The 23,185-nt window shown below is 35.6% G+C and carries 26 protein-coding genes and 1 pseudogene; 7 read left to right on the top strand and 20 right to left on the bottom strand.

Translation table 11 applies throughout. The features are described from left to right. Window positions 1–127: 127 nt before the first annotated feature. Window positions 128–808 (top strand): hypothetical protein, encoded by a 681-nt coding sequence (locus tag HWV59_RS07315; RefSeq protein ID WP_175638466.1) that lies wholly within the window; start codon window positions 128–130, stop codon window positions 806–808. Window positions 809–865: 57 nt separating this feature from the next. Further along, a complete protein-coding gene (locus HWV59_RS07310) occupies window positions 866–2,389 on the top strand; it encodes a glycine betaine uptake BCCT transporter (protein ID WP_175638465.1) in 1,524 nt (507 codons plus the stop codon). Window positions 2,390–2,487: 98 nt separating this feature from the next. Here HWV59_RS07310 and larE read toward each other — a convergent pair whose 3' ends face one another. The 4 genes from larE to HWV59_RS07290 all read right to left on the bottom strand — a co-directional run bounded on the left by larE (window position 2,488) and on the right by HWV59_RS07290 (window position 6,986). Beyond that, on the bottom strand, window positions 2,488–3,300 hold the full coding sequence (gene larE / locus HWV59_RS07305) for an ATP-dependent sacrificial sulfur transferase LarE (RefSeq protein WP_175638464.1): 813 nt from the start codon (window positions 3,298–3,300) through the stop codon (window positions 2,488–2,490). A 38-nt stretch (window positions 3,301–3,338) separates the two neighbouring features. Further along, the gene (larA, locus tag HWV59_RS07300; protein WP_175638463.1) at window positions 3,339–4,601 is read right to left on the bottom strand and encodes a nickel-dependent lactate racemase; all 1,263 of its coding nucleotides are present in this window, start codon (window positions 4,599–4,601) and stop codon (window positions 3,339–3,341) included. Window positions 4,602–4,702: 101 nt separating this feature from the next. Beyond that, on the bottom strand, window positions 4,703–5,824 hold the full coding sequence (locus HWV59_RS07295; RefSeq protein WP_175638462.1) for a 2-keto-3-deoxygluconate permease: 1,122 nt from the start codon (window positions 5,822–5,824) through the stop codon (window positions 4,703–4,705). Beyond that, window positions 5,814–6,986 (bottom strand): glycerate kinase, encoded by a 1,173-nt coding sequence (locus tag HWV59_RS07290; protein ID WP_175638461.1) that lies wholly within the window; start codon window positions 6,984–6,986, stop codon window positions 5,814–5,816. The genes HWV59_RS07295 and HWV59_RS07290 overlap by 11 nt, the downstream gene beginning before the upstream one ends. A gap of 155 nt (window positions 6,987–7,141) precedes the next feature. On the opposite strand from HWV59_RS07290, the gene HWV59_RS07285 reads away from it, so the two are divergent. Then, entirely contained in the window at window positions 7,142–8,227 is a 1,086-nt protein-coding gene (locus HWV59_RS07285; RefSeq protein WP_175638460.1) for a CdaR family transcriptional regulator, read from the top strand. A 316-nt stretch (window positions 8,228–8,543) separates the two neighbouring features. On the opposite strand, the gene HWV59_RS07280 is transcribed toward HWV59_RS07285, so the two are convergent. The 6 genes from HWV59_RS07280 to HWV59_RS07255 all read right to left on the bottom strand — a co-directional run bounded on the left by HWV59_RS07280 (window position 8,544) and on the right by HWV59_RS07255 (window position 14,093). Next, complete coding sequence (locus HWV59_RS07280; protein WP_175638459.1) at window positions 8,544–9,299, bottom strand: ABC transporter ATP-binding protein; 756 nt, start codon at window positions 9,297–9,299, stop codon at window positions 8,544–8,546. Next, entirely contained in the window at window positions 9,293–10,111 is an 819-nt protein-coding gene (locus HWV59_RS07275; protein ID WP_175638458.1) for an ABC transporter ATP-binding protein, read from the bottom strand. Before HWV59_RS07275 ends, HWV59_RS07280 begins: the two co-directional genes overlap by 7 nt. A gap of 5 nt (window positions 10,112–10,116) precedes the next feature. Further along, entirely contained in the window at window positions 10,117–10,953 is an 837-nt protein-coding gene (gene opp1C, locus HWV59_RS07270; protein ID WP_175638457.1) for a nickel/cobalt ABC transporter permease, read from the bottom strand. Between the two features lie 2 nt (window positions 10,954–10,955). After that, entirely contained in the window at window positions 10,956–11,885 is a 930-nt protein-coding gene (opp1B, locus tag HWV59_RS07265) for a nickel/cobalt ABC transporter permease (protein WP_175638456.1), read from the bottom strand. A gap of 67 nt (window positions 11,886–11,952) precedes the next feature. Further along, window positions 11,953–13,542: a nickel ABC transporter substrate-binding protein gene (nikA, locus tag HWV59_RS07260; protein WP_175638455.1), complete on the bottom strand. Its 1,590-nt coding sequence runs from the start codon at window positions 13,540–13,542 to the stop codon at window positions 11,953–11,955. A gap of 23 nt (window positions 13,543–13,565) precedes the next feature. After that, window positions 13,566–14,093: a GNAT family N-acetyltransferase gene (locus HWV59_RS07255; protein WP_235991685.1), complete on the bottom strand. Its 528-nt coding sequence runs from the start codon at window positions 14,091–14,093 to the stop codon at window positions 13,566–13,568. A 388-nt stretch (window positions 14,094–14,481) separates the two neighbouring features. Between HWV59_RS07255 and HWV59_RS07250 the strand changes: the two genes are divergently transcribed. Then, window positions 14,482–14,643, top strand: coding sequence for a hypothetical protein (locus HWV59_RS07250; RefSeq protein WP_175638453.1), 162 nt, complete (start codon window positions 14,482–14,484; stop codon window positions 14,641–14,643). 884 nt (window positions 14,644–15,527) lie between these two features. On the opposite strand, the gene HWV59_RS07245 is transcribed toward HWV59_RS07250, so the two are convergent. The 3 genes from HWV59_RS07245 to HWV59_RS07235 form a co-directional block, all read right to left on the bottom strand. After that, entirely contained in the window at window positions 15,528–16,283 is a 756-nt protein-coding gene (locus tag HWV59_RS07245) for an SDR family oxidoreductase (RefSeq protein ID WP_175638452.1), read from the bottom strand. A 405-nt stretch (window positions 16,284–16,688) separates the two neighbouring features. Then, a complete protein-coding gene (locus HWV59_RS07240) occupies window positions 16,689–17,207 on the bottom strand; it encodes a GNAT family N-acetyltransferase (RefSeq protein WP_175638451.1) in 519 nt (172 codons plus the stop codon). A gap of 25 nt (window positions 17,208–17,232) precedes the next feature. Further along, the gene (locus tag HWV59_RS07235) at window positions 17,233–17,685 is read right to left on the bottom strand and encodes a MarR family winged helix-turn-helix transcriptional regulator (protein ID WP_175638450.1); all 453 of its coding nucleotides are present in this window, start codon (window positions 17,683–17,685) and stop codon (window positions 17,233–17,235) included. Between the two features lie 119 nt (window positions 17,686–17,804). Between HWV59_RS07235 and HWV59_RS07230 the strand changes: the two genes are divergently transcribed. Further along, complete coding sequence (locus HWV59_RS07230) at window positions 17,805–18,245, top strand: GNAT family N-acetyltransferase (RefSeq protein ID WP_175638449.1); 441 nt, start codon at window positions 17,805–17,807, stop codon at window positions 18,243–18,245. Window positions 18,246–18,265: 20 nt separating this feature from the next. Next, window positions 18,266–18,856, top strand: a complete 591-nt coding sequence (locus HWV59_RS07225; RefSeq protein ID WP_175638448.1) for a YczE/YyaS/YitT family protein — start codon at window positions 18,266–18,268, stop codon at window positions 18,854–18,856. Between the two features lie 181 nt (window positions 18,857–19,037). Here the strand turns inward: HWV59_RS07225 and HWV59_RS27265 are convergent, their stop codons facing one another. The 6 genes and pseudogenes from HWV59_RS27265 to HWV59_RS27380 all read right to left on the bottom strand — a co-directional run. Next, on the bottom strand, window positions 19,038–19,169 hold the full coding sequence (locus HWV59_RS27265) for a hypothetical protein (protein ID WP_268921756.1): 132 nt from the start codon (window positions 19,167–19,169) through the stop codon (window positions 19,038–19,040). Window positions 19,170–19,388: 219 nt separating this feature from the next. Next, a complete protein-coding gene (locus HWV59_RS07220; RefSeq protein ID WP_175638447.1) occupies window positions 19,389–19,673 on the bottom strand; it encodes a hypothetical protein in 285 nt (94 codons plus the stop codon). Window positions 19,674–20,344: 671 nt separating this feature from the next. Further along, window positions 20,345–20,518 (bottom strand): hypothetical protein, encoded by a 174-nt coding sequence (locus HWV59_RS07215; protein WP_175638446.1) that lies wholly within the window; start codon window positions 20,516–20,518, stop codon window positions 20,345–20,347. A gap of 190 nt (window positions 20,519–20,708) precedes the next feature. Continuing rightward, a complete protein-coding gene (locus HWV59_RS07210) occupies window positions 20,709–21,038 on the bottom strand; it encodes a DUF3221 domain-containing protein (protein WP_175638445.1) in 330 nt (109 codons plus the stop codon). A gap of 104 nt (window positions 21,039–21,142) precedes the next feature. Further along, window positions 21,143–21,292 (bottom strand): serine kinase, encoded by a 150-nt coding sequence (locus HWV59_RS07205; protein ID WP_235991683.1) that lies wholly within the window; start codon window positions 21,290–21,292, stop codon window positions 21,143–21,145. Between the two features lie 8 nt (window positions 21,293–21,300). Beyond that, window positions 21,301–21,378 (bottom strand): annotated as a pseudogene (locus tag HWV59_RS27380) (dihydrofolate reductase family protein); the annotation flags it as partial. A 292-nt stretch (window positions 21,379–21,670) separates the two neighbouring features. On the opposite strand from HWV59_RS27380, the gene HWV59_RS07195 reads away from it, so the two are divergent. Next, window positions 21,671–21,877 carry a hypothetical protein gene (locus HWV59_RS07195; RefSeq protein ID WP_062687344.1) on the top strand — a complete coding sequence of 69 codons (207 nt, stop codon included), beginning with the start codon at window positions 21,671–21,673 and terminating at the stop codon, window positions 21,875–21,877. A 596-nt stretch (window positions 21,878–22,473) separates the two neighbouring features. On the opposite strand, the gene HWV59_RS07190 is transcribed toward HWV59_RS07195, so the two are convergent. After that, a complete protein-coding gene (locus HWV59_RS07190) occupies window positions 22,474–22,986 on the bottom strand; it encodes a GNAT family N-acetyltransferase (RefSeq protein WP_035198894.1) in 513 nt (170 codons plus the stop codon). Window positions 22,987–23,185 lie beyond the last annotated feature (199 nt).

Genomic DNA, 23,185 nt, shown 5'->3' with positions numbered 1-23,185 from the left:
TTTCTACTATCATTTTTTTCCTAAAAAAGGACATCTTAATAATAATAATCTTTAAAAAGTTTAATTTCTTTAGTTGTTATAGTTATTTTGCAGGTTTGATATACAGATGCTTGAGAGGAGTTTTATTGTGAAATTGTATCAAGTAAGAAAAGGACAATTTGTATATTACAATAATGAATTACATAAGGTTTACGGAGTTAAACCAATGTATAAGCAATCCATTCATCTTATACGGCTAAGAGATCTAACTCAGCATTTAACAAAAGCTGCACAAGTAGAAAGATACAAGCCCAAAGAACTAGACAGCTTTGTTTTTAACTATAAAGCATACACGCTTAGAAATGATCGAAAGGCTGAAGTCGGAGATTATATTTTAATTCACAATCCAAGGCCCGATTCCTTAGATACTTATTTTTTAAATGAAATTGAAGAAGTTGAAAAAGTGGATGAAAAAGGAATCATTACTAGTAATTCTCACGGAGTCAAACACAATGAGTACTTATTAATGGTACCCGGCCGCGATAATGGCAGCCATCCAATTGACTTTAAGGATATTTCAACTGCTGACTCATTACATTTACAGGACATTGAGTTACATCTAACAAGTAGTATAAACAATGGATTTATACCATCAGTAGGTGACATATATAAAAAGAAGGAAAGTACTGAATTATTTGAAGCTATGGTTGTTGCAGTTAAGGATCACAGTGTTTATCTGGGAGGCGGTTTAGAAGTACCGCTAGTTGAGTTAATGAACATCGACAAGTGGATTTTTCTGTATAGTCTTTACGACAAGGAGGATAACTAATTAAAACGCAGCATTTTCCCTTACAAAAAACATGCTCTATACTTCCGGGAGGTTTTTATGGCCAGCAAACGTAAAAAAGAATCTAGCGTTTTTATTATTTCATTATTACTAATCCTCACTTTTATAATATGGGGAGTGTTTTTTACAGATAATCTCGCTTATGTAACAGATATCATCTATAATGGTTCAATTGATTATCTCGGGTGGGTATATCTTGCTGCTTCCCTATTTTTCGTGGTTTTCTCTGTTTATTTACTTTTATCTAAGTACGGCCATATTCGACTCGGCAAAAAAACAGACAGACCTGACTTCAGTACCCCTTCTTGGCTGGCGATGTTATTCGGTGCCGGGATGGGTATCGGAATTGTCTATTGGAGTGTTGCCGAACCAGTTACCCATTATACAACTCCACCGTATGGAGAGGGCTATACAGTGGAAGCCGCCAATACGGCAATGAAATATACATTTTTCCATTGGGGTCTGGACCCATGGGCCATCTACACGGTTATTGGTTTGGCCCTTGCTTTTTTCCAATATAACAAAAGACTTCCTGCAGCGATTAGTTCTGCGTTCCATCCTATACTTGGTGACAGAATTTATGGTCCGATCGGCAAAACGATTGATATACTGTCAATCTTTGCGACTGTTTTCGGTATTGCAACATCTCTAGGCCTTGGTGCGATGCAGGTTACAGCAGGAATGCATGACCTATTTGGAGTTCCTAATGAGTTATTCGTTCAGATGATTGTGATTGCAGTGGCGACAGTCCTTTTTATCATCTCAATTAATACAGGCTTAGAGAAAGGAATCCAGTTCTTATCTAATGCAGCGATGGTTTTCTCCTTTGCGATTATGTTGTTGATTTTAATTGTGGGTCCTACAATGACTGTTTTCAAAGTTTTCTTCAATACAACGGGTCTCTATCTAAGTGATTTTATCCATATGAGTTTAAGACTGAAGCCCTTTAGTGAAGGAGAATGGATTGCATCATGGACATTATTTTATTGGGCATGGTGGATTGCCTGGGCTCCATTCGTAGGAATGTTTATTGCCCGTGTTTCAAAAGGAAGAACAATAAAAGAGTTTGTTTTTGGCGTTCTGATTGTTCCTACCCTGGGGACTTGTCTTTGGATGTCCATTTTTGGAGGCTCCGCATTAGAGATCGTTCAAAGCACTGGAAACCATGAGCTGGCTAAAAATATTACCGAAAACGTCTCATTAGCTATTTTTACCTTCTTTGATTATCTCCCCTTAAGTTCTTTCTTAAGTATTTTAGGGTTTGCTGTTGTGGCTATTTATTATATTACAGTTGCCGACACAGCTACATTTGTATTAGGTATGTTAAGTGAAGGCGGAACGCTAAATCCTTCTAATAAAATAAAAGTAACATGGGGCATTATTCAATCAGCTTTAGCTGCAGTTCTACTCTTAGCTGGCGGCTTGGATGTATTGCAAACAGCATCGATTGCAGCTGCTCTCCCATTTGCGATTATCATGCTCGTTATGTCCTATTCCTTATTGAAAGGGTTAAAAAGTGAAGCAGAAATACTGAAAGGCAAAAAAAGATCAACACATTCTTAAAAACAAAAAAATCTCCTTGATACTATATTTCATCAAGGAGATTTTTTGTCTTATATCACTTACCACATCATTCTATTTGTATTTACTAGGAAATATTTCTAATGGGCACTTTCAAACAGTATTTTATTCATACTGCCGCTTTTATATCCTGTTAGGTCAAGTGTTACATAGGTATATCCATATGTCTGAAGTTTTTTTACAATTTCATTGTGGTGCTCTAGCAATTGAGACATCTCAGACGGCTCCACTTCAATCCTCGCAATCTCTCCATGAGTACGCACCCGTACTTGGCGGATACCAAATGTCCTGATAGCCTGTTCTGATTGATCAATTCTATTAAGTTTTTCAATCGTAATCTTTTCTCCATAGGCAATTCGTGAAGATAGACAGGCAAAAGATGGCTTATCCCACGTCGGTAATCCCATTTGTTGAGAGAGCTCCCGAATATCGTCTTTATATAGATCCGCTTCCTGGAGTGGTCCGCGTACGTTGAATTCCTTTGCAGCTTTTGTTCCTGGGCGATGTTCACCAAGGTCATCGGCAATTAAACCGAAAGCTAGATTTTTATATTGCTGCTCATGCATGATTGGGACCAAATGTTCAAACAAGTTTTTCTTACAGAAGTAGCAACGGTTTGAGGTATTTTCAGCATATCCCGGGATCGCCAGCTCCGACGTTTGAATCACTTCATGCCGTGCTCCAAGAAGTTTAGCTAATTTTATGGCTTCCTGGAGCTCTTCAAAAGGATATGTCTCACTGTCTGCTGTAACAGCAAGCACATTCTCCTTCCCCAGTGTATCAAGTGCTGCTTTTAATAAAAATGTACTATCCACACCTCCGGAAAAGGCAACGACCACAGTCCCCATTTCTGCCAAAATCTCTTGCAATCTTTCATATTTACTTTCCAGCAATTTTATCACCCTTAAAAAAATTGATATTTATATATTTCCTACTCCTCTACATAAGGAATGGTTAATGGTCCAAGTGGTAGGACAGCAATTGTCATGTTTTCTCCATAAACTTGTTTAAGCTCTTCAAGTGTTTTTTCTATATTATGGGTTGGTTTAAGCATAGTAGATCGCACTTGCTCATCTGTCAGCTTTGAGTAAACATGAATATCCGCCCAAACCTGGGTAACCGCTTGTTTTTGAACCTGCCACTGATCAAACATTTTAAATTCTGGATTCTCGATTAAATCGAGCAAGCCTTGTGGGCTATCAGCAAGTTCAAAGATTTTCGAATAATTTCCGTGATCAGGAAGACCATCAGAACATTCAGATGCAACAATAATTGTTCCACCCTTTTTTACGATTTTATGAGCAGCACTCATACCTTTTACAGCTTGATAGAGATTCTGATCAAGTGGATAGCCGGAATTTGATGTGATCACAACATCAAAGCGCTCTTCACATCGAATCATTGCATGCTCTTTTACAAATTCGCACCCTCTGTCATGTGCTTCATATAGTTCCCCCGCAAAAACAGCGGTAATTTCTTTTTCACGATTCAATGTTACATTAAGCATAAAATGAGGCTTGCACATCTTGTTGACTTCCCGTGTCATTTCCTGAACTGGATTCTCAACCATATTCCCCCATGTTGAGCGGGCATCACCGATCATTCTGGCGTTATGGAACGTCATAATTGTTTCAATTCCAGCGATTCCAGGCATGATTCCTTTAGGTCCTCCAGAGAATCCTGCAAAGAAATGCGGCTCAATAAAACCTGTAACAATCCGGAAATCTGCTTCAACGTATTCTTTGTTTAAATAAACATCACAGCCAAATTTACTTTTTCCTAAGTTAACATGCGTCTCTTTATCATGGCAGTGGTTGTTTATAATTCGGATATTATCAACTACCCACTCGCCAAGCATTTGGATGAACTCTTCTCTCGTCTGATCGCGATGTGTTCCTGTTCCATTAATAATTACGAAGTTTTCAAGAGGTACATGCTTTAACTCTTCAAGCAGAGCAGGAATTAACTTATGATTCGGCGTTGGTCTTGTTATATCACTAATGGCAATTGCAACTTTATCTGTTGGTTTGACCATTTCTTTTAAAGATGGAGTACCTATCGGATTGTTCAATGCAGTCTTTAATGCCTCCATATCATTTTCCAATCCAGCCAGGTTGTTAGGCTCTACCACAAATGTTTTATCAGGTAGATTCAGAGTTAAACCTTCTTTTCCATATAATAATGTTGTTTTCACTTTAATCCCTCGCTTTAATATATTGGAAATAGTTACAGAACGATCTTCTTTGGATCTTTAAGAAAAACCTTACCCCTGAGCATCTCAGGGGTAATTTGGAGTTATTTAACAATAGCTTCCTGACTTTGGTCGACGGTGGCAGAACTACTTCGCTCATTCTTCCCGTCAATCCCTCTTTTCCTTTGCCATTTATCTACGAGGATAACGGCAATTGGACAAAGAATCGCTGTCGTCAACACTGAAATCGAGATTTGCGCCGTTGCAATGTTCACGATCCCTGCATATGCCGCCGCATCTGCTTCTGACATCATACCAGAGCTTGCCGCTACTGCAGCTGCTGCTGCAATCGCTGCTGGTGTACCAACTGCATTTCCTGCCGTAGATGCTTCAGCAACCGGTGCAATATAGCTCTTTTCTCTAAATAATTTAAAGACAAGCATACCTGTAAGCCCTGTCAAAACTGTTGTCAAAATTCCAAGTGTAAGTCCTGCAGCTAAAACTTCCGGGTTAAAGAATGTGGCAAAGTTCATCCCTGCACCCAGGGCAAAAGCAAAAAACGGAACAGGAAGAATTTCTCCTGGTTTTAAGAACTTGCGAATGTCAGAGTCAAGATTCCCTAAAATCATTCCAATTAAAATTGGAAGTAACACAGCTATAAATGAGATAATCGGGAATTGCGATCCGAGTAAACCTAAAGACATTAATGTAAAAAATGGTCCATCATTAAGGGACAGAACGGCTACAGCACCTATATCAGAACGGTTTCCGTATTGACTTGTTAATGCAGCAAACATCCCGCCATTTCCATTTGTCATCGCGGCAATGATGGCAACAGTAGATAAGCCGAATATCCCGGACATTGGATCAAATAAATACCCGAAAAGTAGACCAATTGCTAAGCCTGTTAAATATTTTGAAGACGTAAGCATTACGCCTTTTTTTAATGCAGTACCCCCAACACGGAAGTTCATTTGACTTCCTGCACAGAAAAGAAATAAAGCAATTAAAACAAGTGCTCCATCTTTAAACAGCTGTTGAGAAAAACCTCCAATTCGCAGAAATTCATAATGACCGTCTTCTGTTGGAGATACACCTAAAGACTTCAGACCTTCCATGATAAACGGAAGATGCATTTGGTCGATTGTATTTAGCGCAGCACCTAACATAAGTGGGACAACCATTAGCCCCCCAGGAACTTTTTCAATGGTCTGTTTAATTTTCATTATAGTGAACCACCTTTCCTTGTTGCATTTTATGATCGTTAAAATAGGATCGTACAACTTGCTCAGCGGCGAATTCGATTAGTTTCTCTGCATTTTCCATTGCTTCATTCAACGTCATTGGCCGATTTATAATGCTATTTACACTTACAATTCCATATTGATAAAGGACATCAACTCCTGCTCCAACAGATCCTGCAAGAATAATAGTAGGAATGTCATGAGACTGGGCCGTCTGTGCAACCCCCATTGGAGTTTTTCCTGATGCCGTTTGGAAATCTACTTGTCCCTCACCGGTAATAACTAAGTCTGCTCCATTAAGAGTCTTCCGGAATCCAGTATGTTCGATAACAACATCGATGCCCCTCCTCATGTTTGATGGAAAGAAAGCTTGAAATGCACCACCAATTCCCCCGGCAGCTCCTGCTCCTTTTAATTCATGGAGCCTGACTCCGGTTACTTTTTCAACACAATCTCCCCAATGGGACAAATTGGTATCAAGCTTTTTAACGATATCTAAATTTGCCCCCTTTTGCGGACCGAATACGTAAGAAGCACCATTGGGACCAATTAAAGGATTCTCCACATCAGATGCGATTAAAAACGTTGAAGTACGAATCCGTGGATTAAGATCACTCACATCAATAGTGTGAACCTTTCCAAGCTCACCACCGCCTTGGCCGATTTCATTTCCATTCTCATCTAAAACCTTTAAACCAAGTGCCTGCAGCATTCCTACCCCGCCATCATTTGTGGCAGAACCACCTAATGCGAGAATGAAGGATGTATACCCACTGTCAAACGCATGACGGATCAGCTCTCCTGTTCCGTAAGTTGTTGCCTTGAGAGGATTTAATTGCCCCTCAGGGACCAGTGCAAGTCCTGAAGCTGTCGCCATCTCAATAACACATGTTTTGTTATCACCTAAAATGCCATATTCTGCATCAATCTGTTGCCCTAGTGGACCGGTAACTCTAACCGCCTTCGTATGACCATTTGTAGCTGCAACCAATGTATCAAGTGTCCCCTCACCACCATCTCCAATTGGCAAACAAACTGTCTCAAAATCAGGGAACGCTTTCAAAATTCCTCTTTCAATCGCAAGTGCTGCTTCAACTGCACTTACACTCCCTTTAAATGAGTCAGGTGCTATCACAATCTTCATAAATTTCTCTCCTTCCCCAAAAAAGAAAACGTTTACATTTAATATATTCATTATACTAAGGTTGTTTAATTAATTCATCGTGTGTACCATATAAAAAAGAGAGGGAAAATTAAGATTTTTTTGTAAGGTATAACTAATTTTATGGAGGAAAAGGGATGCTAACAAAAGAAATGGCCCAGACTATCGTCAATGAAACCTCACAGAAATTAAATCGAAACATCAATATTATGAATGAAAAGGGAATTATTATTGCTTCCACTGATCCTTCACGAATTGATGACATCCACGGGGGAGCCGAAGAAGTATTAAGAACCCGCAAGCCCTTGACCATTTTTGCCGATAAAGAAAAAGGATGGCGCGGTGCCCATCAAGGGATTAACCTCCCCATCGAGTTTCACGGAGAAATTGTTGGGGTGATCGGTATCACAGGAGACCCCACAGAAGTCAAAGACTTTGCGGGTATTGTCAAAATGATTACAGAATTAATGATTAAAGAAAAATTTATAGCAAATCAATTGGAGTGGCAGCAACGAATGAAAGAAATGATCGTTGAAGAATTATTAAAAGAGCTGCCTTCTTATAAAAATGTTGATCGTGGCTTAAATTTACTTGAAACAGCACTTATAGCCCCATTTACTATACATGTTGTCCAACTACAAGAACGTTCCATTTCCAACCAAACGATTATTCAAGCAGTAGAGAGAATAATCGGTGATCACAATGGATTTTCATGTTTTATTAATATTAATAGACTTTTCTTCGTCCTTTCAGGTATGCCGGAAGCTGAAGCCAATAAGAAACGAAATCGAATTTATAAAGAATTAAAAAATAAGAAATTAACATTCAAACTTGCCTATAGTACAACATTTTCATTACTTAATGAATTTAGACATTCGTACACAAACTGTGAGTTAACCTTAAAACTCAGCTTGGAAAGCGAGGATTTCATCTCATTTGCAGACATTGAAGCAGAAGCCTTAATTCATTTAATTGATTCAGCATGGACCGAAAAATTCTCCGAACGGATAATAAACAATAGCATAAAAAAATACACCCAAACACTCGAAACCTTTTTTAGTAAAAACCTAAACATTCAACAAACAGCAGATGAACTGTTTATCCATCGAAATACACTGATTTATCGATTAACCAAAGTTCACGAAGAAACCGGTTACGACCCCAAAAATTTTAAAGATGCCCTTACGCTCCAACTTGCAATTTGGTGTGCTAGGAAGTCTTAGTGTGATGTAAAGCTCAATCAGTTTGGTTAACTTTGAAGAGGTTAATTTTCTATCCGTTTAAGCTAGCCTAAGAATTCATCCTTTGTATTTATTTTTTAATGTTTTTAAATTTTATAGGCATTCGGAATTAAATCATTTCGAATGCCTTGTTTATACAAACTCAACCGATAAAATTCTCGAAACATGTTTCTATGTTCATCTTAGTTTCATTTCTTCACCAATCGACATCTACTATAAGGTTCCTGAGGTTTAAGCAAGATTAATAAAGCTTTTTGGTAGATTCAGTACCTTCTCCTTTAGAGTTAATCGTATATAATTAGACTTCAAACGGAATAACAGAATCGATCAGTTTTTGTGCATACTCATGTTGAACACGATAAAGCTCTCTCGTATCAATTTGTTCAACAATTTGTCCGCTTTGTAAAAACATGATTTTATCACATAAATGCGAAACAGCTTGTAAGTCATGAGCAATAAATAAAATCGTGATGTTCATATCCTCTTTAATCTTGCGGAATATTTCCATCATTTGTGCCTGTATCGAAACATCAAGTGAGCTAATCGCTTCATCAAGAATTAACATTCTGGGATTCATACTTATCGCTCTCGCAATACACACACGTTGTAATTGCCCGCCGCTTAATTCGTGTGGATATCGGTTGGCAACCGATAAAGGTAAGCCGACCATTGTTAATAATTGTTCCACTCTATCCTTGATACCCTCTTTTTCTCCAAATGCATAAAAAAGTTCCGCTATAATATCACTTACTTTAAAGCGGGGATTAGCTGATGATGTGTAATCTTGGAAAACAACACTCATTTGTCCCTTGTTTCTTTTCAACCAATCTGAAACATGTTCCCCTTCAACAACAATGCTACCCTTATCTACTTTTTCAAGACCTAATATCAATCGACTTAAAGTGCTTTTACCACTGCCGCTTTCACCCACTAATCCTACACATTCACCGGCATTGATTGTAAAAGATATACCATCAAGGACATTCAGCTTTTCCCGTTTTAAAAAACTACCTGTTTTCACATATCCTTTATATACTTCTTTTACCTCTAGCATCTTAAAACAGTATCCCTTCTCATTGCCTCTGTAAAGGACTTTGTTAATTGTACTCTAGTACTAACTAAATATTGTGTATAGCTATGCTTAGGATGTAGAAATACCTCTTTTACATGACCGTACTCTACTTGTTTACCTTCCTTCATAACAAGCACAGTTTGCGCTAATGTCTGTACTACTCCAAGATCATGAGAAATAAAAATGATCGCTGTATTTTGTTCCCTTTGCATCCTTTGAAATTCTTTTACAACTTCATTTTGAGTAATCGAATCCAGGGCAGTTGTAGGTTCATCAGCAATAATAATATCCGGTTTAACTGCCATTGCAATGGCGATCATACAGCGTTGTAGCATTCCTCCTGAAAGTTGATGAGGATATTTTTTTAGAACTTGTTTCGGATCTTTAATGTGCATCTTTTCAAGTTCTTCGACTGAGCGTGTTTTTGCCTCTTTTTTCGAAATGTTGAGGTTTTCACATAATGTTTCAATCATTTGACTGCCTATTTTCGATAATGGATCAAAAGCGGACATCGCATCTTGTAAAACCATACATATACGCTTTCCTCTTATTTCTCTCCATTCTTTTGCTTTCATATCAAGTAAATTCTTTCCCCAAAAGCATACCGAGCCCGTTACTTCGATGGAGGGATGAAGTAAACCTAGAAGGGCCTTTGCAGTCAAGGATTTTCCACTTCCACTTTCCCCAACAATCCCGAGACAAGTATTATGTTCTAATGAAAAACTTACATCCTTCACTAGTTCTTCTCCCTTTTGTTCTATAATGGTTAAGTTTTTAACTTCTAACAAACTCATTTATTTCACCCCGCACGCTTTCCCCGCTTAGTATTGAAGGCATCCTGTAAGCTGTCACCTAAGAAGTTAAACGCCGCGACAACTAATAAAATGGCGATCCCAGGGGCAACCATCTGAAAAGGGTGCACTATCATTACATTTTTCGCTTCATTGAGCATCATTCCCCATTCAGGAGTTGGAGCTTGTATACCCAATCCTAAAAAAGAAAGAGCTGATATCATTAAAATCACCGCTCCAGTATCAAGTGTAGCAAGAACCGATATTTCACCTGCTGCACCGGGGAGTAAATGTTTTTTTACAATATGCCCCATACTGCATCCTGAAACGCGGGCAAAACGGACATAATTTTGATCCGTATAATGTAAGACAATCGTCCGAATCATACGAGTATACCATGCCCACTTGGCAATAATGCATGCTAACACAACATTAAAAAGCCCGGGACCTAACATCCCTATAATGGCTAAAATAATGATCTCATTTGGAAAAGATAGAAAAACATCGCAGATTCTCATGATGAACCCATCCACTTTCCCGCGTAATCCTCCTGCAAGAACACCAAGCAGTGTTCCAAATAGAATCGTCATCGTCATGGCTAGTAAAGAAATAAATACTGTCGTACGAATTCCAAATAATACTCTTGATAAAATACATCGACCTAAATGATCTGTACCTAATGGGTAATTCATACTCAGGCTCGCAAATTTTTCTTTCACATTCATTTCAGCCGGACTATGTGGAGCAATAATTGGAGCAAAAATTCCTGCTAGTATCACAACAAGTAAAAAAAACATACACAAAAGAGCGAGACGATCCTCTTTTAATCTTTTTAACACATCCACACTTATGCCTCATTTCTCAATCTCGGATCTAAAAACCTTGCCACAATATCTACAAGTAAATTACATACAACAAATAAAGAAGCCATTAGAAAAACATAGGCCTGAATCATTGGATAATCATGATTAAATATCGCGGTTACACATAGTCTGCCAACTCCCGGCCACGCAAAAATATTCTCTATAATAACTGTTCCGGCTATAAGCTTTGGAATAGACATCCCTAGAGCGGTAATGGCTGTTTGAAGTGAGTTTTTCATAATATGACTAATAATGATTCGTTCCTTTAAACCGCGGGCTTTTGCATATAATACATAATTTTCTACTTTGTTTTGCACCATATTATTCCGGAGCAGCCTTACGTACGTTGAAATATAGGCAAGCGAAAGGGTTATGGCAGGAAGAATAACCGAGCTCGGCGTCTCCATACCACTCGTCGGAAACAAGTTCAACTTTACCGAAAAAAACCACATAAAAAGAAGGCCAATCCAAAAACTCGGTACTGCCTCAGCAAAAAAGACAATCCCTCTAATACTTCGGTCGATTAGACTACCTTCATATATCGTACAAAGTACAGCTGCTACCATACTAACAATCAGAATGATTAAAAGTGATATGAATGCTAACAATAGAGTTGCCGGTAGAGCCTGAAGTATTTCTTCAATGACTGGTTCATTCGTTATATAACTATTGCCTAAATCACCGTGCAAACTATTGGTTATCCAAGTAATATATCTTTCGATAAAAGGCTCGTCCAACCCAAGTTCTTCACGCATCTCCGCTACTGCCTCTTTAGTCGGTGTAATTTCATTTACCCGAAGTGCCACTTCTGCAGGATCGCTTGGACTTAGACTCATTAAAATAAACGAAAACAATGATATCCCTATTAGTAGTGGTATTAGACTCAAGATTCTTTTAAAGATGTAATTTTTCATCTATTACTTCAAATCTCCTTAACATTTGAAAAGGCAGATACATAAATCTGCCTTTTCAACGATTCACTTAGTTATCGAAATACATGTTTTCAAAAGGTATTTCGTATTGAGATACATTAAATGATACTCCTTTTAACTCAGGAACATGAACAGCCTTCGTACGTGAATAGGTAAGCGGAATATAGACATCTTCGTTATGAACGTATGTTAAAATATCTGCATACATTTCCTTACGTTTTTCTTCATTCGCCTCAATCATCACAGCTGTAATTGTATTATCTAGCCATTTTTTCTTATCTAGCCCGATTTGTGCTTGGTAATCACCATGAGCCGGTATCCTCCAGGATGATAAATAAGATTGAGGGTCATATGGTGTTCCCCAAGATAAAGAATACATTAAATCAAAATCCCCGGTTTTTTGACGATCTAAAAACGCCTGTTTTTCTTCACCAATAATGTTAAGACTAACACCGACATTTTTTAGATCACTTTGCATATATTCACTGATCGTTTTTTCTTGGGCATTATCAGAATTATAGTAAATAGAAACCTCTAATTTTTCCCCGTCTTTATAGCGATATTGATCATCCGCTAGTTTCCAGCCGGCTTCTTCTAATAATTTATTTGCTTGATCAGGATCAAATGATTTCTTCTCTAAATCTACATCACTATAAGGTACAGTGGATGAAAGCAGCGTATCTGCAACTGTTTCAGAGCCATTTAAAATATCTTTGGCAATGGTTTGTTTATCAATTGCATATTGAAACGCTTCACGAACTTTTTGATCTCCTGTTATTTCCTTGTTTGAATTTAATAGTATCGCACGGGATGCAATTGGCTGACTAACCTCTGTTTGGTATTTTCCTTGTTCTTCTAAGGCTTTGAAAGAATTAATATCTATCATATCTCCGTCCGCTCCGAAAATGAGATCAATCTCTCCTTTCTCAAGAGCGAGGAGTATTGTTTGATGATCTGGCATAACCTTCCATCTTACAGATTGGACTTTCGGTTTTTCGCCCCAATAATGTTCATTTACTTTAAAGACAGCATATTGATCTTTTTTATGTTCCGTTAACACCCATGGACCTGTGCCTGCATAGGTTTTCACTCCATCTTTTGTTTGTCCATCTACAAACGACTTTGGAGATATAAATCGAAACGGACGGGTAAGGCCTAATTCCGTTAAAGTCGGGTAGTATGGATGCTTTAGCACAAGTTTATACGTATATTCATCTACTACAACGTTTTCCTTAATTTCATTCACCATGTCAAGCCATGCATGGCGCTCACTATTGTCTAAAATAGCATCCATATTCAATTTAACAGCTTCAGCATTAAATGGTTCTCCATCTGAGAAAGTAACTCCCTGTCTTAAATGGAAGGTATACTCTAATCCATCATCTGAAATAACCCACCTATCAGCTAAAGCTGGTTTCACACCATCCTCTGTATTTACTACAAGAGATTCAAACACCATGTTTTGGGCAGACATCTCTCCACTATACAAATGAGGATTAATATCACGGATATCTTTTGTACTAGCATATACGATCTCATCTCGGTTACTGTTTTCACTTTGTGATTCACTATTCCCCTGACAGCCCGCCAGTAGTACAAAGCAGCATAAGATAAAAATAAGTAATTTATTCGTTTTCACTGATGTAACTCCCTTTTGTTTTTCTACTTATGTACATTCAAACTCATATCCATATGTACTGTTTTCCAGATTGGATCATCTTCAGCTAAGCTTACCTTAAATCCTTGATTTTCCCAAAACGATATCGCTCCAGGTAAAAAAGGATGTGTATGTAAATAAAGTCTTTGATATCCGGCACCTTCACTAAACTTCAACGCTTCCCGAAACAGTGTCGTTCCAATTTTTAAGCGTCTATACGTCGAATCTATGTAGCATTTCACAATTTCAGCAGTTGGAATATTGTTGTAAAAGCCTTCTAATTGATGGAATCTTCCATCGTAAGGAACAATACCGATTGTTCCGATCAAAGTCCCATCAGGCATTCGTGCTGAAAACACTGCAGCATTTTCCCGTTGGATATAATGTTGCCTAAAATGGAGTAAGTCTGGCGGGAGTTGGTCTTGTGAGAGCATCGGAAAAACTTCACTTCTTATTTTCATCATAAATTCAATAACCTGACTTATGTCTTCTTCACCAGCTTTATCTATGGCATAGGGTTGTTTTATATTCACTATTGTCATCCCTCCCTTACTTCTATTAAACTTACTTCCTCAATACCAATTTAATCTCCAATTAGTTCACATGACTCAATTCATTCTGACAGTTTAGAATAACACTATAGTAACACAATCCCGATAATTTGTAGCACACTCAAAAGATAAAAGAATAAATTAATTCTTTTTCAAAGTTTCCACTTTCCTAAAATAATCATTCTTGAATTAGTCCTTATAATGATAAATAGTGCTTATCCTTAATAAGCGTTAAGCATTTCCGGAAGACTGGTATATTATTTTACATTTGGATATGTTGTCTCATTGGCTCAATTTATTTAATTAAGTACATTTTAGGTTGAAAATCACGTAACGTCATGTTCTATACTGCACATAGGAGGTGATCGTAATGAAAAATTTTTTACAATGGAAAAGCATCATAATTGGAAAGATTGACAAAAATCATCCTCAAACAGAAAAGATTAACCAAACAATCGATGAAACTTTTACTTCTGTAAATAACATCATCAATGAACTAACATTCATTTGCGGTAACAACAAGCATGATTAATTTTTAGTCACTTTTCTTCCCTAGTGAACCTAAATCTCTGCTTTTGGACCGTGTACTATAAAATATTGATGCAGGCTCTAAAAAATCCAAAATCAAAAAGGAAGGGAAATGATCAACTAATCTTTTCCCTTCCTTTTTAGTTGAACCTTTTTCAACCCCAGTTATATTAAAGTTACTAAATGAGGCACCATTTAAAATACCCCTTTTTAACGTACATTTCGAATGAGCTTGATATGAGTTTTGTTCTTCATACTAGTGATGAAAGACATTTCGGATGAGCTTGATATGAGTTTTGTTCTTCATACTAGTGATGAAAGACATTTCGGATGAGCTCGATATGAGTTTGTTCTTCATACTAGTGATGAAAGACATTTCGGATGGACTTGATATGAGTTTTGTTCTTCATACTAGCGATGAAAGACATTTCGAATGAGCTTGATATGAGTTTTGTTCTTCATACTAGTGATGAAAGACATTTCGGATGAGTTCGATATGAGTTTTGTTCTTCATACTAGTGATGAAAGACATTTCGAATGAGTTCGATATGAGTTTTGTTCTTCATACTAGTGATGAAAGACATTTCGAATGAGCTTGATATGAATTTTCTTCTTCATACTAGTAATGAAAGACATTTCGGATTAGCTTGATATGAGTTTTGTTCTTCATACTAGTGATGAAAGACATTTCGGACTAGTTCGATATGAGTTTTGTTCTTCATACTAGTGATGAAAGACATTTCGGTTGAGTTCGATATGAGTTTTGTTCTTCATATCAGTGATAAAAACCAACAAATCATTATAAAAACTATACCTACTAAAAGATGTACCAATGTATTCTTTTCTACATTGGTACATCTTTGTGATTTCATCGTTTATTTTATGAGCTTATCCTCGTATAAATCCACCTTCTGAATGAATAATTTGTCCAGTAATCCATTCAGCTTCATCACTTGCAAGAAAAGAAATTATTTTTGCTACATCATCCGGTGTACCAATACGTCCCATTGGGAATTTAGGTAATAGAAATGCTCTTATTTCATCATTCATCCATGTAGAATCAGTTGGTCCCGGGTTTACAGCATTAACAGTTATTCCTAATGGTGCAAGTTCTTGTGATAATGACCTGGTAAAAGCAGAAATAGCACCTTTTGTTGCTGCATAGGCTAACTCTCCGGGCATTGGACCTAAATCCTGCCCTGATGTCATATTGATGATTCTTCCTGAATTTAAATTTGCTTCTTTAAATCGACGTGCAAATTCAACACAAAGAAGAAAATTTGATCTCATATTAACCGTATAATGTTCATCAAGTGTTTTAGCATCTAATGATAAATAATCATTACTGGTAGAATGAGCTGCATTATTAATGAGGATTGATGGATATCCTAATTTATCCTCAACTTCTTCAAAAATTTTGTAAGCAGCGTTTTCATCTGATAAATCTATTTCCATTGCCACACTGCTGACACCTTTTTGTAAAAGTTCTTCTTGAAACCTTTCTATCCATGCAGCTTCAGAATTCCAGTGGGTAAAGAAAATATCAATATCCTGTGATGCTAACTTACGGCAAATGGCTGTACCGATATCTTTTTGACTGCTTGCTCCTGTAATAACTGCCATTTTCTTTTGAGTATGACTCATTATTTTACCCTCCATATGAACAGGACATAATGATATTGGTAATAGAGATGCAGTTTCTTATAAAAATGAAAAGCAGACACCATAAAAGTATCTGCCAAGTATTGGGTAATACATAACTCCACACCACTCGTCCCTATTTTATAATGAATATCCAATAAATAGACAGACTACTCCCTTAGAAAGTTATCAATTTATTTCATTACAGAGTTTGCCACATGTAGAATCTCAATTCCCCTTTCATACATCTCTATCCTTAATATACAAACTTGACTGGTAAATAACAACAATTTCTATTGGAATCATCTGGATTTCATACATTAGTCGAATAAGAAAAAGAAATTAATTAAACCAATCTCTTTAATTATTTAAGATATAATTATTTTGCCAATATAACCGCTCGATAAGCTAGATAAGTAATTTGCTCATAATAAAGTCCGTTTGTTCTTCATCACCCATATAAAAAGCGTGTTTTCCAGTTTGGACAAACCCCATTTTCTTATAAAAACCAATCGCATTTTCATTCTTTTCCCATACACCGAGCCATATTTTCTTTTTATTCTCCTTACGTGCCAGTTCTATTGCTTTAGTTATCATATATTTCCCAAGCCCGTGTTTTTGGAATTTCTTTTTGATATATATCCTCTCAATTTCAACTGATTCTTCACCCATTTTTTCAGTTTGAGCATCATTCTTATTGATCTTTAAGTACCCTGCGACTTCATTACTATAAAAAACAAAATAGAATTGTGAAGAAGTATTGGATAATTCTTTTTCTAATTGTTTTACGTTAAAAGCCTTTTCCAAATAAGCCTTCATACTTTCAGGTGAATTCTGATCTTTAAAGGTTTCATTAAATGTTTCGTAACTAATTTCCTGGAGTTTGTGTAAATCCTCCAGATTACACTGTTTTAAAGTTATATTCATATAAATATACGGCTCCTTTATATCCTCAATAATTTCTCTTGTTTCCTTTTTTTACAAATTCCCAGTCTTTTTCAATATTTTTTCTTACTCTATGAAGGAGATTGTAAATAGTTTCTGTATCTTCCTCGGAAAACCCCTCTTGTGCAACCATATTCGAATAATCATTTTCTCTTTTAATAAAAGGATAAACTTGATTCCCTTTCTCTGTAGGAAAGAGTCTTTTAATTTTTTTATTATACTCATCCTCTTTCTTTTCAATAAAGCCATTCATTTCAAGTTTTTTAATAGCACGAGCTGCTGTTGTTCGATCTACTTTTATCATCTCAGCTACTTTTTCTTGAATGATTCCCGGATTTTCACATATTCGCACAAGATATAAATACTGGCCTTTTGTCAGATCATATTCTTTAAATTCTATATTACTTATAGAATCTAATGCCCTGGCGATCATGCCAATTTCACGCAAAATTTCTCTCATGATTTATCTCCCTAACTTTTTTTGTTGCATTTACAATAAAAGTGATATAAATTAAATGTATTCTATTTTTGTTGTATTTGCAATAAAATGACCTCATTACTCTATAAGGACTGAAAAAAATGAATGTAAAAAGAATTACGCTTGATGAAGATTTAAAGGCAGCATTTGCTATTCGAAAAGAAGTATTTGTGAAGGAACAAGGTGTCCCTTTAGAAGGTGAATTTGATCAATTTGATACACTGAATGGACTTTGTGAGCATATATTAGTTCATTACAATGATCAACCAGTCGGAACAGGAAGACTAAGAGTAGCAGATGGCTTTGGAAAATTAGAAAGAATTTGTATCCTAAAGCCATTTCGTAAATTTGGACTAGGTAAAGTTATGATTAAAGCATTGGAAGAAATTGCAGAAGAAGAAGGAATATTGCAGGTCAAATTACACGGACAAACACAGGCAGAGGGTTTTTATAAAAAACTTGGGTACCAAACCTCTTCTCCTATATTTATGGAAGAGGGAATCCCCCACATTTTAATGGTAAAAGAACTAACTTCTAAATAAAAATGAAGAGAATGGTTTAAGTGAAATATGCTTTTTATGTAGCAGGAATTTTCACCTTAACGCTTGGTATTTCATTCACAATCCAATCTGATCTTGGTACATCACCTTTTGATGCACTTTTGGTTGGTTTATCCTTAAACGTTGGGCTAACGGTGGGCAGCTGGGAGATCATTATAGCTTTCATACTGATAGGCTGTAATTCATTTATAAAAAGACAAAAACCTGAATTGTTGGGTTTGGTAACAGCTTTTATCACGGGTATTGGTATTGATATGTGGATTTTACTATTACACAACTTACTAACACCTGAACTATTATCTAGTAAACTGGTTTGCTTTGGAATCGGCATGGTTCTAATTGGAATGGGGACTGCGATATATTTACACACAAATTTTGCTCCTATTCCAATCGATCGTTTAACTTTAATCATTCAAGAATTAACCAGAACTAATATACTGTTTTCGAGAACACTCATTTATTTTGTATTCTTAATTATGGCATTATTATTCAAAGGACCAATTGGTGTTGGAACTGTACTTACAGTTTGTTTTGGTGGAGTATTACTTAATTATTTTATGCCAGTTACGAGGAGAATGCTAGATAGGATTTAACGTTTTCAAAACCTTATCATTCTTTCAAATGATAGTAAAAAAACGTCTTATTCCAGTATTATCGAGGGATATAGACGTTTATTTTGGTTTAGTGTTCTTCAACAATCTAAGTGCTATTCGTGAATATAGTAACCTTCCTTCTTAACAAGAGGTATTTAAAGGAGATTATAAATGCAAGAATTCACACAATCTTTCTTAGAGGATGAAATTTCTGATCAGGAACCAAATAATTAATCTCTAAGTCTTGTGTAAAAAACTTATTACTAAACAAGTACCCTATTGCACCTACAATGGCAAACAATAAACCCTTCATCTTCTTTCCCCTGATAAATTCCAAATAAATAAAATACCGTTTCATCATTTTATGTAACTGAATTCATTATTTCTCTAAATGGCAATTAGTCGAAGACCAAAAAGGAAATAAGGTTGACGCTGCAATCTATTAATTCGTGTTCATTACATGTGCCCGTTAGTTATACATAAAGATTTACACAATAATTGCATATTATATAAATAGTGCGACAATAAGTAATTATTTTTTATTTTTTAGTTCTAAAAGTATAGGTGCTATATTTAGTACGATTGAAACAATTGTCAAAAACCATAATGCCTTTTCCATAGTAGGTACAACATCCAATAAAGCTGGCCAATCTTCACTTTTTACCCAATTAGATACAAGGCTATATTCTGCACAGAGTGTCAATGCTGTAAATGATAATCCCATTGCCATTGCAAGTTTATAATCTTTTCCTGTTTTATACCTATAAAGATTTATAAAAGTTGCTACTATTGCAATAATTCCTAATAGTATCCACATAAATATACCTCCATAATATTTTTATTTAAGATGAACAATTATCTGAAAAGATATATTAAAAGGTCCAGTTATCCTATGTTGAAATCTGGCCTTACACACAAAATATCAGCTATCCTTATTTAATTAACGCACCTGTTGAAGAACAAAACTACTTCATATAAATATGAATTAACTGATATATGGCTATACAAAGTCCTAGGAAACTCGCTTTTAGTTTAGATGAATGGTTTCTTTTACTACGAAACAAGTAAAGGAACACTACTATAAATCCCAAGGGAAGCCATAGCTGAAAAATACCCTCTTTTGTACTTAGAGAATAAATTGGGGCAATGTATGTGCTAATCAGAAAATAAAAGAAAACCGTAAAACGTCGTGTTTCTAATCGCTTACTCCATTTTACTAACAAGATAATAATTATTATTGCGATAATCGTAATGTGTAAGGGAGGTAGAACAATAGCACCGTTCCCAATTTTGAATTCCATTTTAGACTGTCCTCCTTATTTAGAGTATATCTTTATTTGTGGTGAGATATGGGGAGGTTTTATTCAAACTAGCAGCTCACTAGTATATAAACTTATACTCTACCTTGCTCATTAGTTCGAACAAGGAAATAAGCCACTAAAAAAGAAATTCCAAACTTTAACTTTTGCACCTTTAGCTTAATAATATCTACATAACCCAAGTAAGGAGAACTGAAATGATAAAACTTTGAATGAGTAAAATTGTATATCCTTTTTTCTTGCCTGCTTTACCTTTTGGTAAATATGTTTTAATATAAAGCTGAATGATTATAACTAGTACAAGGAAAGTAAAGATGTATGTTAGTACAAATTCATAAGCCACTTCCAATTCTCCTTTTTATTGACTATTAACTATATAATAGCATAATTTCCTTAAATTGGTTGTTGAACTAACCCGCTCTATTCCTTTAAGTACTATAAAAAGCCCTTACCTTTATTCAAGATAAGGGCTTGATTGTTGATGATCAATATTGATTAAAGCGCTTTAGTTCGCGGCAAAATCTTTCTATATATTACTCAATCAATTCAACAGAAAGTGTATTAATTTGGGCAGGATATGATTCTAAAACCGTTCCATCAAATTCTACCTTTATCTTGTCCCCGACCTTGAATGTTTTTGTATTATTTACAGAAAGGTCAACAAACACATCACCTTCTGGGTTTCCCTCAAATATTTTGGCATAAACGAGTGCCCTGTGACCGTTGATTTCCTTGATTGTTCCTATAAAGTTAGAATTTTCTGTTTCAATTACTACTCCTTGATTATCATCTTCAGAAAAACTACACGCAGATAGTAATCCAATTAATACAATTGAGAATAATATAGGATATTTTCTTTTCAAGATGCCCACACCTCTATTATGCAACTATGATAAAGTAAGCACTGTTCCTTGTCAGGATAGCGTTTGATTGTTGAAGAGCTAAAAGTCAATCTTTAAATAGATTATTAATTTTTCTTTTTTCCTAATAGAGCACCAACTAATAGACAACCAATACCAATTATATTCATAATAATATTACCTAAATCACCGAATTGATCAATTGTTAACCCTAGCAAAAAAGCACCGAACAAAATGAGTAAAATACCCAAAAACAAAAATATATTAAATCCCCTTCTAACATACCTTGATCCGCAATAAAGTTATCTAGTGAAACTGCAACATGATAAATCAATTCTGCCATTCAGTCACCCTCCAAGAAAATGAATTTCATAAATTAATTCTATAAAACCATTTTAATATCCTTTTCTTGTTAAACAACCAATCCAGTTAATTCATTATGCTTTATTCAATTAAATGGCCCTTTTCATGCAAAATAAGCGCAGATCCTTATTCCGGAAATGCGCCCTTTACTTGAATAAGCTAATACATAATATCTTTGAACTACGAAGTAAGCATAATACATAAAATAATACTAATTTTAAATAATCTTACATGTTATAATTTAACAATATTAAAAATTTGAGGTGACTATAATGATTAAAAATTTACCTTTACTACTTGCTGTGTTTCTTGTAGGTTTAGGCTTACGAAGTATTACAGCAACAGCAAGCTTATCTCCAATGTTATATTGGCCAGTAGTAATAATTTCTACGGTGCTACTCATTTGGAGCATGGTAGCTTTAATTTTAAATATCGGTATACAAAAACATGAAAAAATAAGAGCCAAAATGGATCAGTAATAACTGTTCCATTTTTTTGTTGTAGTTGCTGCGCAATTTGTGTCAAATATGAAATTACACAATCCTTGTTAAAGTATTGCGCCTTTTTGCTGAAGATCACTCCTTTACTGATTCTTCGAACTTCGACATAACACCATACATTAAGACCATCAACTAATTTGTATTTTTTTGGAACTTTTGATCATTTCAATCGTATTTGATAACAAATACAATTGTTAGGAGTTGATTCCCATAGACACGCAAATGATATGTAAGGCCTGCGGTAGTCAAAGTTTCTCTGAAGGACAATTAGGTAATGGTTATACAAGTTTGAAGCCCATAGATAATCCCTTTTCTAATGGCTCACCTCTAATATTCACCATTTGTAAAAGCTGTGGTGAAGTAGCTTCTATAAAAGTCAAAAAACCAAACAAATTTTGAGCTTGTATTTTTACAGGCTTTTTTTATTACTTCGTAATTTCCATCAATTCTATTTTTTTCAAACAGAAATAAGCACTTTTCATTGTTCCAGAAAAGCGCCCTATTCTTGAATAACGGAAATATGAAATTTGAAAAGAACACTTTACTAAAGCCACATATGTATATCTTTGTTACTCTTACTCAATACATAATTCTGAAATATTCTTCCAGCCATACGCAACATCCTCTACTGCTGCTCCTCCAAACGTACTAGTCCTATGAATATATTCTTTTCCTCCCATACGTTCATAAAAACCAAGTCCAGATTTATTCTGTTTCATTACCCAAACCATCATAGAATAAATACATTTTTCTTTAAAATGTTTAGCAATAGCTGAAACAAGCTGCCTACCAACACCTAATCCTCTACATTCCTGTAAGAGATAAAGCGAATATAGTTCTCCATCAAAATTATTTTCATCAATACTTTTACCTGATGCAAAACCTATAATTTTCCCTGTATTACTAATTGCAACATAAATAAAAGGTTCATTTTCGTTATTTAAAAAATCAATCCATCTTTTTTCTGCATCTTCGTACGATAATTCGTCCAGATAATCGTCAGGTACTAGACCACGATAAGTAGTCCTCCAACTATCAACATAAACTCTTAATACGCCCTTTATATCTTCTTTACTTGCTATTCTCATTTCCAAGTTAAGTGCCTCCAATGCAAAACAGTAAAATAATGAAATTTATTATATCATTCTTTCTTCAACCCCAGTTTGCCCAATAAGTGTTATTCCCTATAATGGCCCTTAACATGAAAAGCACTTATCTTTATTCAAGATAAGCGCTTAGATTGCTGAAGATTGTTATTGAATTAACGTTTCCCCTTAAGTGCAATAT

It is taken from the genome of Metabacillus schmidteae (assembly GCF_903166545.1).
GTDB classification, from domain to species: domain Bacteria; phylum Bacillota; class Bacilli; order Bacillales; family Bacillaceae; genus Metabacillus; species Metabacillus schmidteae.
Note: the sequence above shows the minus strand (reverse complement) of the source record. Positions and strands in the feature narration are given on the sequence as shown.